The organism is Sphingomonas sp. TF3, from assembly GCF_003985085.1.
Lineage (GTDB): Bacteria > Pseudomonadota > Alphaproteobacteria > Sphingomonadales > Sphingomonadaceae > Sphingomonas.
The window spans coordinates 16,201-35,872 of sequence record NZ_RWKS01000005.1 but is presented as its reverse complement, the minus strand read 5'-3'; the positions used below and the strand labels follow the sequence as shown (position 1 = coordinate 35,872).

The 19,672-nt window shown below is 63.8% G+C and carries 24 protein-coding genes and 1 riboswitch; of the genes, 16 read left to right on the top strand and 8 right to left on the bottom strand.

What is annotated here, in order from left to right:
* Positions 1-3: 3 nt before the first annotated feature.
* From EJC47_RS05505 to EJC47_RS05470, 8 genes are all read left to right on the top strand, one after another.
* Positions 4-804, top strand: coding sequence for a sterol desaturase family protein (locus EJC47_RS05505; protein WP_126845862.1), 801 nt, complete (start codon positions 4-6; stop codon positions 802-804).
* Positions 761-1,165 (top strand): DUF2141 domain-containing protein, encoded by a 405-nt coding sequence (locus tag EJC47_RS05500; protein WP_029622763.1) that lies wholly within the window; start codon positions 761-763, stop codon positions 1,163-1,165. Before EJC47_RS05505 ends, EJC47_RS05500 begins: the two co-directional genes overlap by 44 nt.
* 69 nt (positions 1,166-1,234) lie before the next feature.
* Entirely contained in the window at positions 1,235-2,107 is an 873-nt protein-coding gene (locus EJC47_RS05495) for a MipA/OmpV family protein (protein ID WP_126845859.1), read from the top strand.
* Positions 2,108-2,326: 219 nt separating this feature from the next.
* Positions 2,327-3,340: a ferritin-like domain-containing protein gene (locus EJC47_RS05490; RefSeq protein ID WP_126845857.1), complete on the top strand. Its 1,014-nt coding sequence runs from the start codon at positions 2,327-2,329 to the stop codon at positions 3,338-3,340.
* 43 nt (positions 3,341-3,383) lie between these two features.
* Positions 3,384-4,400: a ferritin-like domain-containing protein gene (locus EJC47_RS05485; RefSeq protein WP_126845855.1), complete on the top strand. Its 1,017-nt coding sequence runs from the start codon at positions 3,384-3,386 to the stop codon at positions 4,398-4,400.
* Positions 4,401-4,446: 46 nt separating this feature from the next.
* A riboswitch (TPP riboswitch) is annotated at positions 4,447-4,555 on the top strand.
* A gap of 44 nt (positions 4,556-4,599) precedes the next feature.
* Positions 4,600-6,501 (top strand): phosphomethylpyrimidine synthase ThiC, encoded by a 1,902-nt coding sequence (gene thiC / locus EJC47_RS05480; protein WP_126845853.1) that lies wholly within the window; start codon positions 4,600-4,602, stop codon positions 6,499-6,501.
* Between the two features lie 58 nt (positions 6,502-6,559).
* Positions 6,560-7,438 (top strand): SDH family Clp fold serine proteinase, encoded by an 879-nt coding sequence (locus EJC47_RS05475; RefSeq protein ID WP_126845851.1) that lies wholly within the window; start codon positions 6,560-6,562, stop codon positions 7,436-7,438.
* An 8-nt stretch (positions 7,439-7,446) separates the two neighbouring features.
* Positions 7,447-7,629, top strand: a complete 183-nt coding sequence (locus EJC47_RS05470; RefSeq protein ID WP_126845849.1) for a hypothetical protein — start codon at positions 7,447-7,449, stop codon at positions 7,627-7,629.
* A gap of 66 nt (positions 7,630-7,695) precedes the next feature.
* On the opposite strand, the gene EJC47_RS05465 is transcribed toward EJC47_RS05470, so the two are convergent.
* Genes EJC47_RS05465 through EJC47_RS05455 form a run of 3 tightly spaced genes read right to left on the bottom strand, consistent with a single transcriptional unit; the run spans position 7,696 to position 8,517 of the window.
* Entirely contained in the window at positions 7,696-7,959 is a 264-nt protein-coding gene (locus tag EJC47_RS05465; protein WP_126845847.1) for a ribbon-helix-helix domain-containing protein, read from the bottom strand.
* Positions 7,960-7,999: 40 nt separating this feature from the next.
* Positions 8,000-8,257 (bottom strand): Txe/YoeB family addiction module toxin, encoded by a 258-nt coding sequence (locus EJC47_RS05460; protein WP_312845338.1) that lies wholly within the window; start codon positions 8,255-8,257, stop codon positions 8,000-8,002.
* Positions 8,258-8,262: 5 nt separating this feature from the next.
* Positions 8,263-8,517, bottom strand: a complete 255-nt coding sequence (locus EJC47_RS05455; protein ID WP_126845842.1) for a type II toxin-antitoxin system Phd/YefM family antitoxin — start codon at positions 8,515-8,517, stop codon at positions 8,263-8,265.
* A 117-nt stretch (positions 8,518-8,634) separates the two neighbouring features.
* Here EJC47_RS05455 and EJC47_RS05450 point away from each other — a divergent pair, with 117 nt between their 5' ends.
* Entirely contained in the window at positions 8,635-9,117 is a 483-nt protein-coding gene (locus EJC47_RS05450; protein WP_126845840.1) for a hypothetical protein, read from the top strand.
* Positions 9,118-9,126: 9 nt separating this feature from the next.
* Here the strand turns inward: EJC47_RS05450 and ung are convergent, their stop codons facing one another.
* From ung to EJC47_RS21330, 3 genes are read right to left on the bottom strand one after another with little or no spacing between them, the layout of a single operon-like run.
* Positions 9,127-9,831, bottom strand: coding sequence for a uracil-DNA glycosylase (gene ung, locus EJC47_RS05445; RefSeq protein WP_126845838.1), 705 nt, complete (start codon positions 9,829-9,831; stop codon positions 9,127-9,129).
* A gap of 9 nt (positions 9,832-9,840) precedes the next feature.
* Entirely contained in the window at positions 9,841-10,149 is a 309-nt protein-coding gene (locus tag EJC47_RS05440) for an alkylphosphonate utilization protein (protein ID WP_409574475.1), read from the bottom strand.
* A 2-nt stretch (positions 10,150-10,151) separates the two neighbouring features.
* A complete protein-coding gene (locus tag EJC47_RS21330; RefSeq protein WP_260591484.1) occupies positions 10,152-10,280 on the bottom strand; it encodes a hypothetical protein in 129 nt (42 codons plus the stop codon).
* Between the two features lie 225 nt (positions 10,281-10,505).
* Between EJC47_RS21330 and EJC47_RS05435 the strand changes: the two genes are divergently transcribed.
* The gene (locus EJC47_RS05435; RefSeq protein WP_126845836.1) at positions 10,506-11,027 is read left to right on the top strand and encodes a YciE/YciF ferroxidase family protein; all 522 of its coding nucleotides are present in this window, start codon (positions 10,506-10,508) and stop codon (positions 11,025-11,027) included.
* 16 nt (positions 11,028-11,043) lie between these two features.
* On the opposite strand, the gene EJC47_RS05430 is transcribed toward EJC47_RS05435, so the two are convergent.
* Together EJC47_RS05430 and EJC47_RS05425 are read right to left on the bottom strand one after the other, a co-directional pair.
* Positions 11,044-12,504 (bottom strand): S41 family peptidase, encoded by a 1,461-nt coding sequence (locus EJC47_RS05430; RefSeq protein ID WP_260591483.1) that lies wholly within the window; start codon positions 12,502-12,504, stop codon positions 11,044-11,046.
* Between the two features lie 366 nt (positions 12,505-12,870).
* Positions 12,871-13,923: a GGDEF domain-containing protein gene (locus EJC47_RS05425; protein ID WP_126845835.1), complete on the bottom strand. Its 1,053-nt coding sequence runs from the start codon at positions 13,921-13,923 to the stop codon at positions 12,871-12,873.
* A 173-nt stretch (positions 13,924-14,096) separates the two neighbouring features.
* Here EJC47_RS05425 and hisN point away from each other — a divergent pair, with 173 nt between their 5' ends.
* From hisN to pheT, 6 genes are all read left to right on the top strand, one after another.
* The gene (hisN, locus tag EJC47_RS05420) at positions 14,097-14,879 is read left to right on the top strand and encodes a histidinol-phosphatase (RefSeq protein WP_126846163.1); all 783 of its coding nucleotides are present in this window, start codon (positions 14,097-14,099) and stop codon (positions 14,877-14,879) included.
* Between the two features lie 119 nt (positions 14,880-14,998).
* Positions 14,999-15,202: a 50S ribosomal protein L35 gene (rpmI, locus tag EJC47_RS05415; protein WP_010406001.1), complete on the top strand. Its 204-nt coding sequence runs from the start codon at positions 14,999-15,001 to the stop codon at positions 15,200-15,202.
* Between the two features lie 18 nt (positions 15,203-15,220).
* Positions 15,221-15,586: a 50S ribosomal protein L20 gene (gene rplT / locus EJC47_RS05410; protein WP_010406000.1), complete on the top strand. Its 366-nt coding sequence runs from the start codon at positions 15,221-15,223 to the stop codon at positions 15,584-15,586.
* Positions 15,587-15,667: 81 nt separating this feature from the next.
* Positions 15,668-16,132 carry a GNAT family N-acetyltransferase gene (locus EJC47_RS05405; RefSeq protein ID WP_126845833.1) on the top strand — a complete coding sequence of 155 codons (465 nt, stop codon included), beginning with the start codon at positions 15,668-15,670 and terminating at the stop codon, positions 16,130-16,132.
* Positions 16,129-17,205 carry a phenylalanine--tRNA ligase subunit alpha gene (gene pheS, locus EJC47_RS05400; RefSeq protein ID WP_126845831.1) on the top strand — a complete coding sequence of 359 codons (1,077 nt, stop codon included), beginning with the start codon at positions 16,129-16,131 and terminating at the stop codon, positions 17,203-17,205. Before EJC47_RS05405 ends, pheS begins: the two co-directional genes overlap by 4 nt.
* Complete coding sequence (pheT, locus tag EJC47_RS05395; RefSeq protein ID WP_126845829.1) at positions 17,202-19,565, top strand: phenylalanine--tRNA ligase subunit beta; 2,364 nt, start codon at positions 17,202-17,204, stop codon at positions 19,563-19,565. Before pheS ends, pheT begins: the two co-directional genes overlap by 4 nt.
* Positions 19,566-19,672 lie beyond the last annotated feature (107 nt).

The window sequence follows — 19,672 nt, the reverse complement described above, 5'->3', positions numbered from 1 at the left end:
TGCATGATCGCTCTCGCCATCGTCGCCTCCGCGCTCGCCATGTCGGCGATCGTCGGCGTGCGCTATCTGCTCGTGTCGGGGGTGTTCGCTGCGGCGACGCGCGCCCGCCATCCGGGGCTGTATGACGGCCTTTCCCCGCAAATCCGGCGCGAGATTGGCTGGAGCCTCGCGTCCGCGCTCATCTATGGCGTGCCCGCCGGCGTGCTGGCCTGGGGCTGGCAAGAGCATGGCTGGACGCGGATCTACCGCGACGTGCATGCTTATCCTTTGTGGTATCTGCCGCTATCGGTGCTGCTCTACCTCGTCGCACACGACACCTGGTTCTACTGGACGCATCGCTGGATGCATTTGCCGCGCGTGTTTCGCATCGCGCACGCGGTGCATCACGATAGCCGCCCGCCCACCGCCTGGGCCGCGATGGCGTTCCATCCGATCGAGGCGGTCACCGGCGCTGTGATAATTCCGCTACTGACGCTAGGGATTCCCATCCACATCGGCGCACTGGGCTTGGTGCTGGGCATCATGACGGTTATGGGGGTAACCAATCATATGGGGTGGGAGATTTTCCCCCGGTTCATGTGGGCCGGTCGATTAGGCGGCTGGGTGATTACCGCGAGCCATCACCAGCGGCACCACGATCTGTATCGGGGAAATTATGGGCTTTATTTCCGTTTCTGGGACCGCCTCTGCGGTACCGACAAGGGGGTCGGCGATTTTGCCCGCGCCCATGCGCAGGCTCGCCGGCGTCGGCGGCGCGGCGATGGGGCTGCTCTTCTCCTTGTCGGGGGCGGTCGCGACGACTGATCTCGCGGTCGACATCGCCAACCTGCGCTCGCATAAGGGCATGGTCCGCGTCTGCCTGACCGCCGACCCCACCAATTTCCCTGCTTGCATCGACGATGCGAAGGCGGTGACGCGCTCGATCCCGGCGAGCGCCAACAGCCTCCATTTCGACGGGCTTCCGCCGGGCGGCTATGCCCTTGCGGTGATCCATGACGAGAATGGCAATAAGAAGCTCGATACCTTTGCCGGTATCCCGCGCGAAGGCTTCGGTTTTTCGCGCAACCCGCCGATCAGCTTCGGCCCGCCGCGCTTTGCGGCAGCCCGCTTCACGCTGACAGGTGATGCCGATCGGCAACAGGTGCGCATGCGATACTTGCTCTGATCGGGCAATAACGGAGCTAAACGGGTCGCGAGGACGTTAACCCGCCAAATCTTCTTCTCGGAGCTGCTTGTGATCAACCGCCGTTTATACCTTTCCGCCGCCGCACTGCTGCTGGCCGGTGCCGCCCCTGCCATCGCCCAGGAGCGTCCGGCGACGTCCGAACGCGATCAAATCGCTGCGGATTTCGACAAGGATAGCGTCACGGTCGGCATCGGCGGGGCCTATTTTCCCGACTATGAAGGGTCGAAGACCTATCGCTTCACGCCCGCGCCGGTGGTGATCGGGTCGGTCAAGGGCTTCGCTTTCTCGGTCGTCGGGAACCGCGCGAGCCTGGATGTGATCCCCAACCGCCCCGGCCAAACGCTCGATCTGCAATTGGGCCCGGTCGGCGTTGTCAATTTTGATCGCTCCAGCCTCTCCAGCATCGATGACCCGCGCATTCGCGCGCTGGGCAAACGCGGCACCGCGATCGAGCTTGGCGGCTATGTCGGGATTGGCAAGACCGGCGTGATCACCAGCCCGTACGACAAGGTGTCGGTGTCGGTCAGCTATCGCAAGGGTGTATCCGGCGGCCATCGCAGCGACATTTGGGAACCGCAATTCACCTATCTCACCCCGCTCAGCACCAAGGCCGCAGTCGGCCTGTACGCCTCGGCCGAACATGTCGGTCAGGGCTATGCCGACAGTTATTTCAGCATCACGCCAACGCAGGCGCTGGCCAGCGGCCTGCCGAACTACAATGCCCACAGCGGCTGGAAGAGCTATTCGGTCGGCGGGTTCGTGACCTATTCGCTGACCGGCAATCTGCTGCACGGCTTCAAGGTACTGGCGGGGGGTAGCTACTCACGCGAACTGGGTGATTTTTCCTATAGCCCGGTCACCCGCATTGCCGGGTCCCCCAACCAATGGCTGGGCGCGCTCGGACTCGCTTATACCTTCTAAGGAAGCCGCCATTCGACTGGCCGACCCGGTAGAAGCGCATCGGCGCGACTGCCGGGTCGTCTGCATTTGGTCGCGAAAAGGTCGGCAGCCCGACCGTAACTCGCTCTAACTGGCGCAAACTTGATCAACGCCGCGAAATCCAGTCTTGCGTCGCCACGCCCGAGGTGCCACGCAGCCTGCGCCAGAAGGCCCGTTTCACGATAAAGAGGGTTCGCCCGCATGACCGATCTCCCCCAGGACTCCGGCGCACAGCTGCTCGAGCGACTCGAAGCGGGTGCCGAACGGCGCAGCGAACGCCGCGAATTCTTCCGCACCGCGCTTGGCGCAGGGGCGATCGCTGCGGTGGGCGCCGCAGCCGTGACGCTTGGCTCGCGTGCCATGGCGGACACCACCAGCGATACCAACCTTCTGAACATCCTGCTCAATTTCGAATATCTTGAAGCGCAATTCTATGCCTTCGCCGTCACCGGCGCGGGCCTTCCCAGCGCCCAGCTCGCCCCCGGCAGCGCCAGCACCACCACCGTCGGCGCAGTGACCGGCGGCAAGCAAGTCAGCTTCACCGATCCGCTCGTCGCGAAATATGCGCGCGAGATCGCCAATGAAAAGGCAGCGCAAGTCGCCTTCCTGCGCGCTACGCTGGGTACCGCCGTCGTCGCCCAGCCCGCGATCGATATCGGCAGCACCGCGACCAGCGCCTTCAGCGTGGCGATGCGTGCGGCCAACGTGGTCGCGTCGGGCGTGGCCTTCGATCCCTATGCCAGCGACGAGAATTTCTTGCTGTCCGCCTTCTTCATGGAAGATGTCGTGGTCACCGCATACAAGGCGGCGGCACAGCTTATTTCCACCCCCGCCTATCGTGATGCCGGTGCCGGACTGCTGGCGGCGCATGCGTATCACGCGGCGCTGATTCGTACCGTCCTGTACACCAAGGGCGCGACGACCGCCGCGCTGCGGACTCAGGCCGACGCGATTTCTGCGGTCCGCGACACGCTGGACGGGACGACCAAGGACGATGTCGGCATTTCGCCGGCAGCGATCGCCAGCAGCCAGCTTGCGGCACTCAATGGCTTGATCGCCTCCAACATCGTGCCCGCCGGAACCGACGGCATCGCTTATGGCCGTCTCGTGGCGAACGTGCTCAACATCTTCTATCTCAACAGCCTGGCAGTGACCAAGGGCGGGTTCTATCCGAACGGCCTCAATGCCACGGTTGTGACCAGCGCGGCCAACTGAGCGCCGCCGTTTTTATGGCCTTCGCCCGTATGGGAGAGTTTACGTGAACGACAGCGACATCCTCGTGCCAGCCCCCGATGCCAAGGAGCGCAACCGCGCCGGGCGTCGTCAATTCCTGCGCAGTGCGAGCGTGGCAACGCTCGCCTTCGGCGGCAGCGCGCTGCTCTCGGCCTGCGGGGGTTCGGACACCTCCACTCCGAGCGCGACCGACAGCTCCACCCCGACGCCTAGCCCGAGCTCGACCGACACGCTGAACGATCAGGGCAGCTTCAACTTCCTGCTCAACCTCGCTTATCTCCAGGCGCAATTCTACACCGTCGCGGTGACCGGGGCCGGCCTGCCCAACGCGTTGATCGCCAAGGGCGACGGCAACCAGACCGTGCAGGGCGCGGTGACGGGTGGTCGACAAGTGACCTTCACCGATCCGCTGGTCGCACAATATGCGCGCGAGATCGCCGCCGACAAGGTCGCGCATGTCGCCTTCCTGCGCTCGGCACTGGGCGCAGCGACGGTCGCGCAGCCCGCGATCAACATCGATGGCAGCGCGAGCGGTGCCTTCAGCGCGCTGGCGCAGGCGGCAACCGTCGTCGCGGCAGGCGCGGCGTTCGATCCTTATGCCAGCGACGAGAACTTCCTGCTGGCGGCGTTCATGCTGGAAGACGTGGTGGTCACCGCTTATACCGGTCGGCAATCGACGATCGCGACCACTTTGCTGATCGACGCGGCGGCGGGCATCCTCGCCACCACCGCCTATCACGCCGGGCTGATCCGCACCGTGCTGTACGCCAAGGGCTCGGTATCGACTCCGTCGCTGCTGACCAATGCGGGTCTCATCAGCGATGCGCGTGACCGCTTCGACGGGTCAACCGACCTCGACCAGGGCATTGTCGGCGATTCGGTCACCTCGAACGTCGCTCCGCTCGACAACAACGGCCTCGCACTCGCGCGCACGGCGGGCCAGGTGCTGAACGTGCTGTACCTCAACAAGAACGCGGTCGTCGGCGGCGGCTTCTTCCCCGGCGGCGTCAACGGCAACATCAAGACCAGCGCGGCAAGCTGAGGCGACATTACGGGCTTTGCAGCCGCCGCCAATGCGCCTAGACTGACATTATTCCCCGGGGGGCTGCGCCTGAGCAGCTGAGAGGTAGCTGAGGCTACGACCCGTTTGAACCTGATCCCGTTAGCACGGGCGGAGGGAGGGAGCGGTGTCCACAGTGGGTTTCCGTTTTCGCTCCATTCCGAGTCTTTGGAGCGACACCATGGCCGACATCCCCGCCCGTACCGAAATCGGCGTCACCACCGGGCCGATCCGTGGCAGCCGCAAGATCCACGTGCCCTCGCCCAACATCCCGGGCCTGGGCGTGGCGATGCGCGAGATCGTGCTGGAACCGTCCGCCAACGAAGCCCCCTTGCGCGTCTACGACACGTCCGGCCCCTACACCGACCCCAAGGCGCAGATCGACATCAACCGCGGCCTGCCGCAGCTGCGCCGCGACTGGATCCTCGCGCGCGGCGACGTCGAATCCTATGACGCGCGCGAAATCCGCCCCGAGGATAACGGCCTCACTGGCCCCGATCGCTCGGCCGGCGTCCCGCAATATCCCAATGTCGTGAAGCGCCCGCTGCGCGCCAAGGCGGGCGCGAACGTCAGCCAGATGCATTATGCCCGGCGCGGCATCATCACGCCCGAGATGGAATATGTCGCGATCCGCGAGAATTTGGGGCGCGCCGCCGCCAAGGAACAGCTGATCCGCGACGGCGAATCGTTCGGTGCCAGCATCCCCGATTACGTCACCCCCGAATTCGTCCGCGACGAAGTCGCCCGCGGCCGCGCGATCATCCCCAACAACATCAACCACCCCGAATCCGAGCCGATGGCGATCGGCCGCAACTTCCTGGTCAAAATCAACGCCAATATCGGCAACAGCGCGGTCGCCAGCAATGTCGCCGCCGAAGTCGACAAGATGGTCTGGTCGATCCGCTGGGGCGCGGACACGGTGATGGACCTCTCCACCGGCCGCAACATCCACGACACGCGCGAATGGATCCTGCGCAACAGCCCGGTGCCGATCGGCACCGTGCCGATCTACCAGGCGCTCGAAAAGGTGAACGGCGTCGCTGAGGACCTGACCTGGGAAGTCTTCCGCGATACCCTCATCGAGCAAGCCGAACAGGGCGTCGATTACTTCACGATCCACGCAGGCGTGCGCCTCGCCTACATCCCGATGACCGCAAAGCGCGTCACCGGCATCGTCAGCCGCGGCGGCTCGATCATGGCGAAATGGTGCCTCGCGCATCACAAAGAGAGCTTCCTCTACGAACGCTTTGACGAGATCACCGAGATCATGAAGGCGTATGACATCGCCTACAGCCTCGGCGACGGCCTGCGCCCCGGCTCCATCGCCGACGCGAATGACGAAGCGCAGTTCAGCGAGCTCTACACGCTCGGCGAACTCACCCACCGCGCGTGGAAGAGCGACGTGCAGGTGATGATCGAAGGCCCCGGCCATGTGCCGATGCACAAGATCAAGGAGAATATGGATAAGCAGCTCGAAGTGTGTGGCGAGGCACCCTTCTACACGCTCGGGCCGCTCACCACCGACATCGCGCCCGGCTATGACCATATCACCAGCGGCATCGGCGCCGCGATGATCGGTTGGTATGGCACCGCGATGCTTTGCTACGTCACGCCCAAGGAGCATCTCGGCCTGCCCGACCGTGACGACGTGAAAGTCGGCGTCGTCACCTACAAGCTCGCCGCGCACGCCGCCGATCTCGCCAAGGGCCACCCCGCCGCCCAGATGCGCGACGATGCCCTCTCCCGCGCCCGCTTCGATTTCCGCTGGCGCGACCAGTTCAACCTCTCGCTCGACCCCGACACCGCCGAGCACTATCACGACCAGACCTTGCCCGCAGAAGGCGCCAAGACCGCGCATTTCTGCTCGATGTGCGGCCCGAAATTCTGCTCGATGAAGATCACGCAGGAAGTGCGCGATTTTGCGGGCAAGCAGAATCAGGGCGTCGAAGGCTTCATCGCCACCGGCCCGACGGGGGCGGAGACCGCCGCTGCAAGCAAGGCCGCGGCCATCAAGGGGATGGAGGAGATGAGCGCGCGGTTTAAGGCTGAGGGTGGGGAGATTTATCTGTCTGCGGGAGAGTAGGCAAATCTTGACGCTTGAATCATAATGTGATTCTTCGCGGCAAGGGGGCTACATCACCATGGCAATGACTGGCCAACTACTTGACGAGGTTATTTTTGACGTCGTCAACGAGAGCGAAGCGCAGGTAGAGGCCCTACTCGGCTGCGATCTGCTATATTACTTTGGTGAGCTTCGAACCTTTCATATTGCTTACGTGCGTTCGGCGGTCGAGAAAATGGCGGCTCGGGCCGACAAACGCGACGTGATCGGCATTTGTTTGACCACTCCCGGTGGGCAAGCTGAGGCCGTGGAAAAAATGGTCGAGATTGTCCGATACCATTATAATCAGGTCTATTTTATCGTAACGAGAGAAGCGATGTCCGCAGGCACGATATTCTGCATGTCGGGCGATCGCATATTTATGGACTATTCGTCATCGCTTGGGCCTATCGATCCACAGGTGCCGGATAGGGAGCAGAAGGTTCTGGTTCCGGCGCTTGGCTATCTGGACAAAATCGCGGAGCTGATCGACAAAAGCCAGACTGACACAATTTCACCCGCTGAATTCGCTATCCTACAGGCTCAGGATTTGGCAATGATCCGGTTCTACGAGCAGGCACGCGAGCTTTCGATCAATCTGCTCAAGCAGTGGCTGACGCGCTACAAATTCAAGGACTGGACGCACCATCGGACGACCAATCCGGGTGAGCTGGTCACTGATGCGGAGAAGGAAAGGCGCGCCGAGGAGATAGCCAGTCTGCTCTCAGATAATAAGCACTGGCATTCGCACGGCCGCATGATCGGGATGGGCACTCTTAGGAATCTCATGCGTTTGGACATCGATGATTTTGGGGAAGATCCAAAAAAGCGAAACGCGATCCGTCGATACAGCGACACACTATCTGACTATCTAGTAAGACATCAAACCCAATTTTACATTTATAACCGCAACATATAGGGGTCTGTATGAGCGTCGAGACAGAACTAAAGGCTGAACTAGGCCGCCATGACCGTGACAAAAGCGGTCAAATTGCCAAGCATGATGCGTTTCGTGCTCGATTAGCGCGGGCGGGTTTTGTGCCAACCAAGAAAACTTACTCAATTTCTTTAATGGAACGGATCGGTGTTGGATATCTAAAGGCTGAGTGAGAGATCGATAGTCGCAGTTACGGCGCAAGGTGGTCATCCAGATGGCTGTCGGCCCGTCGGCTTAGCTCAAGCCGCATCGGCACTCGGGTATTGCGCGCGCCGCCCGGTGCCCAGTTCGTCGAGATACTCGAACGGATCGCGCTCGCTCACACCCGAAGCCCGCCCCGCGTCGATCGCCGCCTGCAACGCCGCCAGCTTCTGGGCATCCTCCCGGTCGCGCCGCACCAAGTCGCAGATATAGTCGTCAGTGCTGCTGAACCCGCCCTCGACGGCGCGCGCGTCTGCCCAACGCTGGAGATCGTCGGGAAGGAAGACGTTGAGCTCCGCCATCAACGAAAGATACGCTGATGGGACAACACCGACAAGCAGCTCAATAATGATACCGGCACTGCGCCACTTCGATCACCTGCGCGTCGCCTTTGCCGCTCACGCGGTACACCAAGCGATGCTCGTGGCTGATCCGGCGCGACCACCAACCTGACATGTTCTGGCCGAACGGTTCAGGCTTGCCAGTGCCGCGAAACGGATCGCGTGCGATTTCCTTCAAAAGCGTGTTGATGCGCTCGACGACCCGTATGTCCTCGACCTGCCACGCGACATATTGCGCCCACGCCGCGCGATCGAACATAACCTTCACGGTTCGATCAGCTCGTGTTCTTCGCCCTCCCCGGCATCGAGCCGCGCGATCGATTCGAGCAACTGCTTCGCGTTGGCAGGCGACTGCAGCAAATACAGCGTCTCCTCGATCGACGCCCATTCGCTCGCCGACACCAGCACCGCCCCCTCGCCGCGCTGACCCGTGATGGCGAGCGGGGCGCGGTCGGCGACGACCTTGTCGATCATCGCCTTCAGATTCTCGCGCGCTTCGGAATAGGATACGGCTTGCATCCGCAAACTATGGACAAAACTTTGTCCAATGTCAAGATTTCTGTACCGCCTTCGAAACGACTCCTGCCGACGCGCGCTTTCTGTTACAGTCCCACCAGCATTCCGGGGGGAATCCGCATGATGTTCGGCCTGTCGCTCCACGCCTTCACGCTGCTCCACACCGCGATCAGCCTGGTCGGCATCGCTGCGGGGGTCGTCTTTTTCGCGAGCCTCACAACCGGGCGATGGCGTTCCACCGCCAACGCAATCTTTCTGGTGTTCACGATCCTGACCAGCGTTACCGGCTTCCTGTTTCCGCCCAAACCGATCGGCCCGCCCTTCATCTTCGGCGTCGTTTCGCTGGCATTGCTCGCGGTTGCGCTATTGGCGCTCTATGGCGGCAAGCTCGCCGGGCGGTGGCGGGCGCTGTTCCTGGCCACCGCCTTGCTCGCCCAGTGGCTCAACATGGTCGTGCTGGTGGTGCAATCCTATCAGAAGGTGCCCGCGCTCCACGCATTGGCACCGACCGGCGGTGAGCCGATCGTGCTCGCCACGCAGGCGCTGTTGCTGGTCGCGATTGGCTATACGGGATGGCGCACCGTCCTGCGCGCGCCGCGCTAGGCGACAGCTTCACACCGTCTCTGGCACCGTCCAGTCGATCGGCGCTCTGCCGTGCGCAACCAGGAACGCATTGGCCCGCGAAAACGGCCGACTGCCGAAAAATCCGTTATGCGCGGACAAGGGCGACGGGTGCGCCGATTTCAGCACCAGATGCCGCCCACCCTGCGTCGCGTCGGTGATGAAGGCGGCCTTCCTCTGCGCGTGCGCGCCCCATAGGATGAAGACGGTCGGCTGCGCGCTTTCCGCCACCAGCCGGATTACGGCGTCGGTGAAGCGTTCCCACCCCTGCCCCTGATGTGAGGCGGCGGCACCCTCGCGCACCGTCAGCACCGCGTTGAGCAGCAGCACGCCTTGGCGGGCCCAGCTCTCCAGAAAGCCATGCCGCGCGGGTGGAATGCCGAGATCGGCCTCCAGCTCCTTATAGATATTGCGCAGGCTGGGCGGCAGTCGCACGCCGGGCTGGACCGAGAAGCACAGGCCATGCGCCTGCCCCGCGCCATGATAGGGGTCCTGCCCCAATATGACGACGCGCACGTCCTCGCGCGGGGTCAGATCGAGCGCGCGGAACCAGGCGGCGGGCTTGGGGAAGACCACCGTGCCCGCTGCGCGCTCGGCGGCGAGGAAGCCCTTGAGCGCCTGCATGTACGGCTGCTCGAACTCCGCCAACAGCGGTTCGCGCCAGCTCGGATGCAGCTTGATCGCGCGCTCGGCCACGCGGAAGGCTCAGCGCTTCTTGACGAACTCGGCGCGCAGCACGAGGCCCTTGATGCCCTCATACCGGCAGTCGATTTCCTGCGCATCACCGGTCAGGCGGATCGACTTGATCAGCGTGCCGCGCTTCAGCGTCTGCCCGGCACCCTTCACGGTCAAATCCTTGATCAGCGTCACCTGGTCGCCATCGGCCAGCACATTGCCGACCGAATCGCGCACCACCACCGCGTCATCCTCGCTCGCCGCCGTGCCCACGGCACTGGCGGCGACCCATTCGCCGGTCGCTTCATCATAGACGAAGGTTTCGTCGTCGCCCATCATGTTCATCCCTTGATATTGACCATCGCCACCGGCTGGCCCTTGGAGGTTGGGTTGGAGGCATTTGCCTTGGGGGCCTTTTCGGCCTTGGGCTTGCGCACTTCCTTGTTCGACTTCTTCTGGCTCTTGGCCATTGCGGTTCCTGACCGGGGCGGAAGGCCCCAAAGGACCTTAATCCCAAAAGGCATTGCAACCCGCATCAATTCGCGCGTCGTAAAAGGGCGTCGCTTGATCGAAGTCAACATGATTTCCGGGATGCCCCAGCAACCTCTTTGCGCGCGCACCGTTGATGGCAGACGCCGGGCGTGCCCCCTTCGCGCCCGGCGTACCGCCCCCGAAAATGCGTTAGGAGACATGCTGTGGGACTGTTCACCAAAGACATCGTGACATTCGAGGATCTGTTTCTGCATCAGTTGCAGGACGTCTATTATGCCGAGCATCAAATCCTGAAAGCGCTTCCCAAGATGGCCGAGAAAGCGACCAATGGATCGCTCAAGACGGGCTTTGAAACCCACCTGCGCGAAACCGAGGGCCAAGTTCAGCGCCTCGAGCAAGTGTTCGACCTGATCGGCGAGCAGCCCAAAGGGGCGACGTGTCCGGCGATCGAAGGCATCATCAAGGAAGCCAATGAAGTCGCGGGCGACATTGCCGACAAAGCGGTGCTCGATGCAGCGTTGATCGCATCGGCTCAGGCGGTCGAGCATTATGAGATTACGCGCTACGGCACCTTGATCGCCTGGGCCAATCAGCTCGGCCGCACCGATGTTGCCGCGATTCTGCAGGAAACGCTCAACGAAGAATATGCGACCGACGACAAGCTGACCGACCTGGCGACGAGCCGGGTTAACCTCACCGCCGAGGATGCGGTTCCCGCGCAGTAACCCTTGGACGACGTCGTTAGAACGCGCCCGGCACCTCCCGTTGGACGGTGCCGGGGCGTTCCGGCGACAGCAGTTCCATCGGCTGTTTGGGTGCGGCGATGCGGGTGCTCTGACCGCTTTGCAACGCGCCGCTGGCAGTAACCGCAGTACAACTGCGCCCGGCCAGATAGTCGAGCGCCGCACGGGTGGAATGCTCCTGCGGGCTGCCCATTGCGTGGGTCAAATCATCATCCGCCTGGCAACTGGCCTCCACCGTTCCCACAAGACCATTGTAATAGGCCCCCTGTCGGTTCGCATTCTGCAGCGCAAAGGCGATGACGCGGAGACGATCGTCGCATTGCGACCGGTCGAGCGCGATCTGGCCGACCGGCTTGCCGTAAGTATTGGTGCCGATCAGCGCGGCATTGGCGTGCAAATACGGGATTTGGGCGGCGATCACCAACTCGCTGGCCGACGCGGTGCCGGGGGTACCGATGAACGCAACTCTGGTTGGCGCAATCGACTCGGGCTGCGGCGCAAACATCGCCGTTATGTTGTTCGCCGCTTTCTCAGGGCGGAAGGTCGTGTAATCGATCACCTCCGAGGTGGAGCGGTTCGCACCGAGCAAATTGCTCATCAACTCGGCGATCGAGATCAACCCGCCGCCATTGTAGCGCAGGTCGATGATGATATTGGTCACGCCCGCCGCGCGGAAGGACGCAAAGGCGCTGCGCAATGCCGGGTCAGCCGTCGAAATGAAGGTGCGCAGGTTGATGTAGCCGACTTGCCGCCCGCCATCGTTGAGGATCTGCGCCCCAAAGCGGCTCGAAACGGGTGTCAGCGCATAATCCGCCTTGCTGATCGATACCGTGCGTGTGCCGCCAGTGTCGGTTACCTGGAACGTGCGACTCGTGCCGGAGGTGTCCGGCCCCAGCGCGTTGCTGAGCCCGGCGCTGCCCTCCGCTGCAAGGATCGCCGATACCGTGCGAAGGGTATTCGCACTGGTGCCGATGGCGAGAATCTCGGTGCCGCGGTCCAGCCCGGCGGAAAGCGCCGGCGCGCCTTCAAAGCTCTCCGCGACGAACAGCCGTCCCGCCGTCGGGTCAAGCGTCAGGCGAAAGCCGTAGCCCGCGCTGGTACCCGAATTATAATAAGCGTTTTCCGACGCGATCGAGGTCAGATAGGTGAAATAGCGGTCCTTGCGCTGCGCCCGCGCGGTCGCGGTCAGCGCGTCGATATAATCGCCTACAGTGGTGTAGGGCGTGGGATCGAGCGTGCTCGGCAAGGTATCCGGAAAGAGATACCATTCCCGCAACTGCGCCGCCGCCCAATCCTGCCGATCCCGCAAGGAACAAGTTCCGCCGCTTGCTGGCGTTGGGGTCGGGGTGGACGCGGTCGGGGTTGGGGTCGATCCGCTCGACGTGCCGCCCCCCTCGCCGCAGGCGGACAGCAGAACGATCAGGCTAAAGAGAACCGTTGGGACGCGCGCACGGATCATACCCACCTCTTTGTCGTTGCGCGGAAACGTGCCACGAGCGGTGTGTGCGGTAAAGCGCTCCAATCAAACATTTAGCGAAAGACGCCGCCTCCGCCGATCATGCGATCGGGGAGAGCGACACGGCCGTGGACGCGAGAACGAAGGTGAAAGCGACGGCGGCGACGAGCGAAAAGGCAACGCGCGACAGCGATTCAAAACGAACGGACATGATGATTTTCCCTTTGTTACTTGGCGGTCCGGACCACCCGTCCGCCAACGCACAAAGGATTTGCAGGGAGCGTGCCAAGTTCTCAAGATATTGATTTACAATAACTATTGTGGCGAAAGGCGCTTGCGCTGCAATAATAAACTGGCACAAATTCCCAACTATTGGTAAAAAATGCCGTTGCTGCAAAGTTGGTTGCGGCCATTGTCCTTGGCCAAATACAAAAACCGGTCGGCACGCCCGAAAACCGAGCAGAGGGGTTCGCCCGGTTCGGCTACGGCGATCCCACCCGAAAACGTCACCGCGCCCAAGGGGGCGTCGGTTTCCCGGATGCGATAGCGCTTCGCCGCGACGGCGACCCGCGCAGTCTCCAAGGTAGCGCGGGCTTGCTCGGCATCTTCGCCTTGAAACAGGACGACAAATTCCTCCCCGCCATACCGTGCGACAAAGTGGCTGGCGCACGCCTCGCGCAATGCCGCCGCGATGGCGCGCAATACCCGGTCTCCCACAGAGTGGCCAAACTGGTCATTGACGCGTTTGAAGCGATCGACATCGCATACCGCCAGGCACAAACGCTGCCCATTGCGGGATTGTTCGGAAAACGCCTCCTCAAAGGCACGACGATTGGGCAAACCGGTCAGCGGATCGCGACGCGCATCGCCCCGTGCCTCCTCCAGCTTCGCGCGCAACTGATCCGCTTCGCGCGTCGCGACGGCCAGGCGCGACTCAGCCGATTGCACGCGATCGAGCATCACGGTCGCCAGTCGCACGACATCGGCACCGGTGGCGGCACCGCGCACCGCATTGGCGCTGGCAGCCAAATCGCGCCCGAAATCGGCCGTCTCCTCCTGCATGGACCGCATCATGTCGCTAAAGCCTTCGACGTGCATCTGGGTCTGTGCCACCAACCTGGCCGCGACGTCGTCATCGACCCTGGGGGTTAGTGCTTCTCCCCAATGCGTAGGGTTCTGGCTCGCAAGGCCGCCGCCCAGGGCCTCGATGTCCCGAGTCGAAAGTCGGATACCGCCCTCGGTCAGGGTTGCCACCGATCGGGCCAGCGCGCCCGTCGGGTTGGTCATCACGTGATATGCGAAAGCGTAATGGACCGGGTCGGGGCCCAAGCGGTGAAGCGTCAAAAACGCGCGAATCCGGTCAAAGACGGCGTCAGCCCGCTCTTCGACGGCGATCAGCCTCGCTTCCCTTGCTGCCCCCATCGCTCCATTGGCCTCATTACGCCAAGCGTCGCTTGATAGCGCGCTCTGCCTGCAGGAACGAAGTAGCGCAAAACTGCTAACATTGGGTGACCGCAGGCGCGATGAGCGCACTCGGGCGGGAAACCGGGGCATGCGGGCTGGCGCAACGCGGCGAGCCGGTTTACGCAAGCAAGATGCGCGTTACCGACACCGATCTTGCCCTTGCGGCGGCTCTCGCCGATGCCGCCGGATCTGCCATTCGTCCTTATTACCGGGCCGACCACGGGCTTGAGGCAAAATCGGATGCCTCGCCCGTCACACTCGCCGACCGGGCTGCCGAGGGGGCGATGCGCGCGTTGATAGAACGGGCCTTTCCCGCCGACGCGATCATCGGGGAGGAATATGGCACCAAGGACGGCACGTCGGGTCGGACCTGGGTGCTTGATCCGATCGACGGCACCCGCGCCTTCATCTCCGGTCGCCCGATCTTCGGCACGCTGATCGCGCTGATGATCGAAGGCTGGCCGATGATGGGCGTGATCGACCAGCCGATCCTGCAGGAACGCTGGCTGGGCGTGATGGGCCGCCCGACCCTGTTCAATGGCACCGCAGCCGTCGCGCGGCGCTGCCCCGACCTTGCCAAGGCCCTGCTGGCGACCACCTCCCCCGCTTTGTTCGACGATACCCAGCTCCATGCGTTCGAACATCTCGATGCTGCAGTGATGAGCACGGTGCTTGGCGGCGATTGCTATAATTATGGCTGCGTGGCGAGCGGGTGGCTCGACGTGGTGGTCGAAGCGCAGCTCAAGATTTATGACTTCGCAGCGCTCGTCCCGATCGTCGAGGGCGCGGGCGGGCGGATGTGCGACTGGTCAGGCGATCCGCTCACCGGTGATTCGATCGGTGAAGTCATCGCTGCGGGCGACCCGGCGCGGATCGAGGAAATTCTCGAACTGCTCGCCTGTCGCGGGCATTGATCTTGCGTTTTGCGCGACTCACCGCTATGCGCCCGCCTTCCTGCGAGTAAGAGGAACTGCCCGGCCGGTATGGGCTGCCGTGGCCGTTCATAGATCGTCGCACAACTGAAAGGACGAAAATGCCCAAACTCAAGACGAAGAGCGGCGTTAAAAAGCGCTTCAAGCTCACCGCGAGCGGCCTGCTGAAGCACGGCGTCGCTGGCAAGCGCCACCGGCTGATGAGCCACAACGCCAAGTACATCCGCCAGAACCGTCGCACCAAGGTGCTGTCGAAGGCCGATACGGCAACCGTCAAGGCGTGGGCGCCTTACGGTCTGGGCTGAGCGGAAAGGAATTAAAGAATGGCACGCGTCAAACGGGGTGTAACCACCCACGCTAAGCACAAGCGGATCCTCAATCAGGCGAAGGGCTATTATGGCCGTCGCAAGAACACGATCCGTATCGCCCGCCAGGCCGTCGAAAAAGCTGGCCAGTACGCCTATCGCGACCGCAAGGTTAAGAAGCGCAACTTCCGCGCACTGTGGATCCAGCGCATCAACGCTGCTGTCCGCGCCGAAGGCCTGACCTACGGCGTGTTCATGCACGGCCTGAAGCTCGCCGGTGTCCAGCTCGACCGCAAGGTCCTGGCCGACATCGCGATGCACGAAGGTGCCGCGTTTAGCGCCATCATCGCGCAGGCGAAGGCGGCTCTGCCCCAGGCCGCCTAAAGGCGACCTGCTGCGAGACGAAAGATTGGGGCGTCGGTGGCAACACCGGCGCCCTTTTCGTTTTGACGAAAGACCTATCTAATGCACCTCCTGCCGATGACCGATGCGCATTTTGCCTGGCTGCTGGGCCAGTCCGGGGTCGATGATGCGCCGCATTTGCCGGAAGGCGGCATTGCCTCCCGAGACATCCTCGATCTGTTGCGCGGCGTCGCTGCGGAAGTTGGTGGAGAAGCCGCTTGGTTGATGGTTGTGGAAGGCGAAGCGGTCGGCATTGTCAGCATCAAGAAGCGTGACGCGCAGGGGCGATGGGATATCGGCTACGGCGTCGCGCCAGAGCGCGAGGGCCGCGGCCATGCAACCGCAGCAGTTGCCGCGCTCAAGCGGATCGCGCGTGCGCACGGTGCTCGCGGCTTGACCGCCGAGACCTTGCTCGACAGTGGAGCGTCACCAAGCGTGCTGCGACGGAATGGCTTTGTGTGCATCGGGCAATTCGATCACCCGGAAGACGGCATGGTGGATCAATGGGTAGTGGAGTGGACGGCGTGAGCGACATAGAGAAGCTGAAGGCCGATATCGTCGATGCTGTCGTGGCCGCTGCCACGCTCGATACGCTGGAGGCGGTCCGCGTCCAGGCGCTCGGCAAGCAGGGCAGCATCACCGCCTTGCTCAAGACGCTGGGCGGCATGTCGCCCGACGAGCGGCTGGTGCAGGGCCCGCGCATCCAGGGCGTGCGCGAGGCGGTGACCACCGCCATCGCCGAGCGCAAGGCCGCCCTCGACCGTGCCGAACTCGATGCAAGGCTCGCGCGCGAGACGCTCGACATGACGCTCCCGGCAGAGGCCGCGCCGCAAGGGTCGGTGCATCCGGTCAGCCAGGTGCTCGACGAAATGGCGGAGATCTTCGCCGACTTGGGCTTCGCGGTCGCGACTGGCCCTGAGATCGAGGATCAGTGGCACAATTTCACCGCGCTCAACATGCCCGAGAGCCATCCCGCGCGCGCGATGCACGACACCTTCTACCTGAAGGCGGGCGAAGGCGAAGAGGCCAAGGTTCTGCGCACCCACACCTCGCCCGTCCAGATCCGCACGATGATGGGGCAGGAGCCGCCGATCCGCATCATCGCGCCGGGCCGCGTCTATCGCTCGGACTGGGACGCGACGCACACGCCGATGTTCCACCAGATCGAGGGGCTGGTGATCGACAAGGGCATCACGCTCGGCCATCTCAAATGGACGCTGGAGACCTTCCTCAAGGCCTTTTTCGAGCGTGACGACATCGTGCTGCGTCTGCGCCCGAGCTATTTCCCCTTCACCGAGCCTTCGGCCGAAGTCGATGTCGGCTGGACGATGGAAAAGGGCCGCCGCGTGCTCGGCGGGTCGGAGGGCTGGATGGAGTTGCTCGGCAGCGGCATGGTCCACCCCAAGGTGATCGCCGCGTGCGGGCTCGATCCGAACGAATGGCAGGGCTTCGCCTTCGGCGTCGGCGTCGATCGCCTCGCCATGCTCAAATACGGCATGGATGATTTGCGCCCGTTCTTCGAGGGCGATGCGCGCTGGTTGAAGCATTACGGTTTCTCGGCACTCGACGTGCCCACGCTGAGCCAGGGAGTCGGCGCATGAAGGTCACCCTCGATTGGCTGAAGCAGCATATCGACACCGACGCCTCGCTCGAGACGATCGTCGAGACGCTGACGCGCATCGGCCTCGAAGTGGAAGGCGTCGAAAACCCCGGTGCCAAGCTCGCCGCGTTCCGCGTGGCGAAGGTGCTCAGCGCCGCCCCGCACCCGCAGGCGGACAAGCTCCAAGTCCTGTCGGTCGATGCCGGCGACGGCCCGCTGCAGGTCGTGTGCGGTGCGCCCAATGCGCGCGCAGGGTTGGTCGGCGTGTTCGGCCCGTCCGGCGCGACGGTGCCGTCGAACGGCATGGTGCTGAAGGTCACGGCGATCCGCGGAGTCGAATCGAACGGCATGATGTGTTCCACGCGCGAGCTGGAACTGGGCGAGGACCATGACGGCATCATCGAGCTGCCCGCCGATGCGCCGATCGGCATGGCCTATCCCGATTATGCCGGGCTGAATGATCCGGTGATCGAGATCAACGTCCTCCCCAATCGCCCCGATTGCATGGGCGTGCGCGGCATCGCGCTCGATCTGGTCGCCGCTGGGCTCGGCACCGCCAGGCCGCTCGCTTATGCGCCGGTCGAAGGCACAGGCGCAGGCCCCGATGTCCGCACCGACGACACCGAGGGCTGCCCCGCTTTCTACGCGCAAGGCGTCACCGGTCTCGTCAACGGCACCGCCCCCGAATGGATGCGCCGCCGCCTGACCGCGATCGGCCAGCGGTCGATTTCCACGCTGGTCGACATCACCAATTACGTGATGTTCGATCTCGGCCGCCCCTTGCACGTCTATGATCGCGCCAAGCTGTCGGGCGGCCTCGTCGCGCGCAAGGCGGTGGCGGGCGAGCAAGTCCTCGCGCTCAACGGCAAGACCTACACCCTCACCGAGACAATGACCGTCATCGCCGATGACGCGCACGTTCATGACATTGGCGGCATCATGGGCGGCGAGGATTCGGGCGTGACGCCCGAGACCACCGACGTGGTGATCGAATGCGCCTATTTCGATCCCGACGGCATTGCCCGCACCGGCCAGGCGCTGATGCTCACCTCGGATGCGCGCTCGCGCTTCGAGCGCGGGGTCGATCCGGCGTTTCTCGAACAGGGCCTCGCCATCGCGACGCGGCTGGTGCTCGATCTGTGTGGCGGCACGGCAAGCCTGCCGACCCATTCCGGCACCCCGCCGACCACGCGCAAGCGCATCGCTTATGATCCCGCCCGCGCGGAAACGCTCGGCGGTCTCGCGGTTGCGCCCGAGCGTCAGCGCGAAATCCTGACCGCGCTCGGCTTCAATGTGGAAGCCGACTGGACCGTCCTGCCGCCGCCCGCGCGCCGCGATGTCGATGGCCCGGCCGATCTGGTCGAGGAAGTGATCCGCATCGTCGGGATCGATTCGGTCCCCGCAACCCCGCTGCCGCGCGCGGCGGGTGTCGCCAAGCCGACCGCAACGCCTGCGCAAAGACTCGAAAGCCGCGTCCGCCGCGCCGCCGCAGCGCGCGGTCTCAACGAGACGATCACCTGGAGCTTCCTGTCGGAGGCACAGGCCGAGGCGATCGGCGGCGGCACCTGGACGCTCGCCAACCCGATCAGCGAGGAGCTGAAGGTGATGCGCCCCTCGCTTCTCCCCGGCTTGCTGTCGGCGGCGGAACGCAATTTGAAGCGTGGCGCAGGCGGGGTGCGCTTGTTCGAGCTTGGGCGGCGCTATCTCAGCGACGGCGAACGCCCGACGCTGGGCGTGGTGCTCGCGGGCGAAGCGCGGCCGCGCGGGTGGCAGAATGGCAAGGCCACGCTGTTCACCGCCTTTGACGCCAAGGCCGAGGCGCTGGCGCTGCTGGCAGCGGCGGGAGCACCGGTCGACAACCTGCAAGTCATGGGCGACGCGGGCGATGCCTGGCACCCCGGCCAATCGGGCACGCTGCGGTTGGGTCCGAAGACCGTGCTCGCGGCGTTCGGCATCGTCCACCCGCTGACGACGCGTGCCTTCGACGTCGATGGCCCGGTTGCCGCGGTCGAGCTGTATCTCGACGCGATTCCGCCCAAGCGCGCGTCGAGCTTCGCGCGTGCGGCCTATGCGCCACCGGCGTTGCAGGCGGTGCGGCGTGACTTCGCCTTCCTCGTGCCCGACAGCGTGTCGGGCGACGCGCTGGTGCGCGCGGCGCGCGGTGCCGACAAAGCGGCGATCGTGGCTGCGCGCGTGTTCGACGTGTTCACCGGCACCGGCGTCGAGCCCGGCCACAAGAGCATCGCGGTCGAAGTCACGCTCCAGCCGGGCGAGAAAAGCTTCACCGAGGCGGACCTGAAGGCGGTGGCGGACAAGGTCATCGCGGCAGCGGCCAAGCTAGGGGCAAGCTTGCGGGGGTAAGGCCGAGCTTCACCCCGCATCCACCCCGGCGAAGGCCGGGGCCCAGCAGGACAGGTCGCGGTTACGAGGCGCGGCGCGCGCAATGCCCGGCCCGCGCCTGGGCCCCG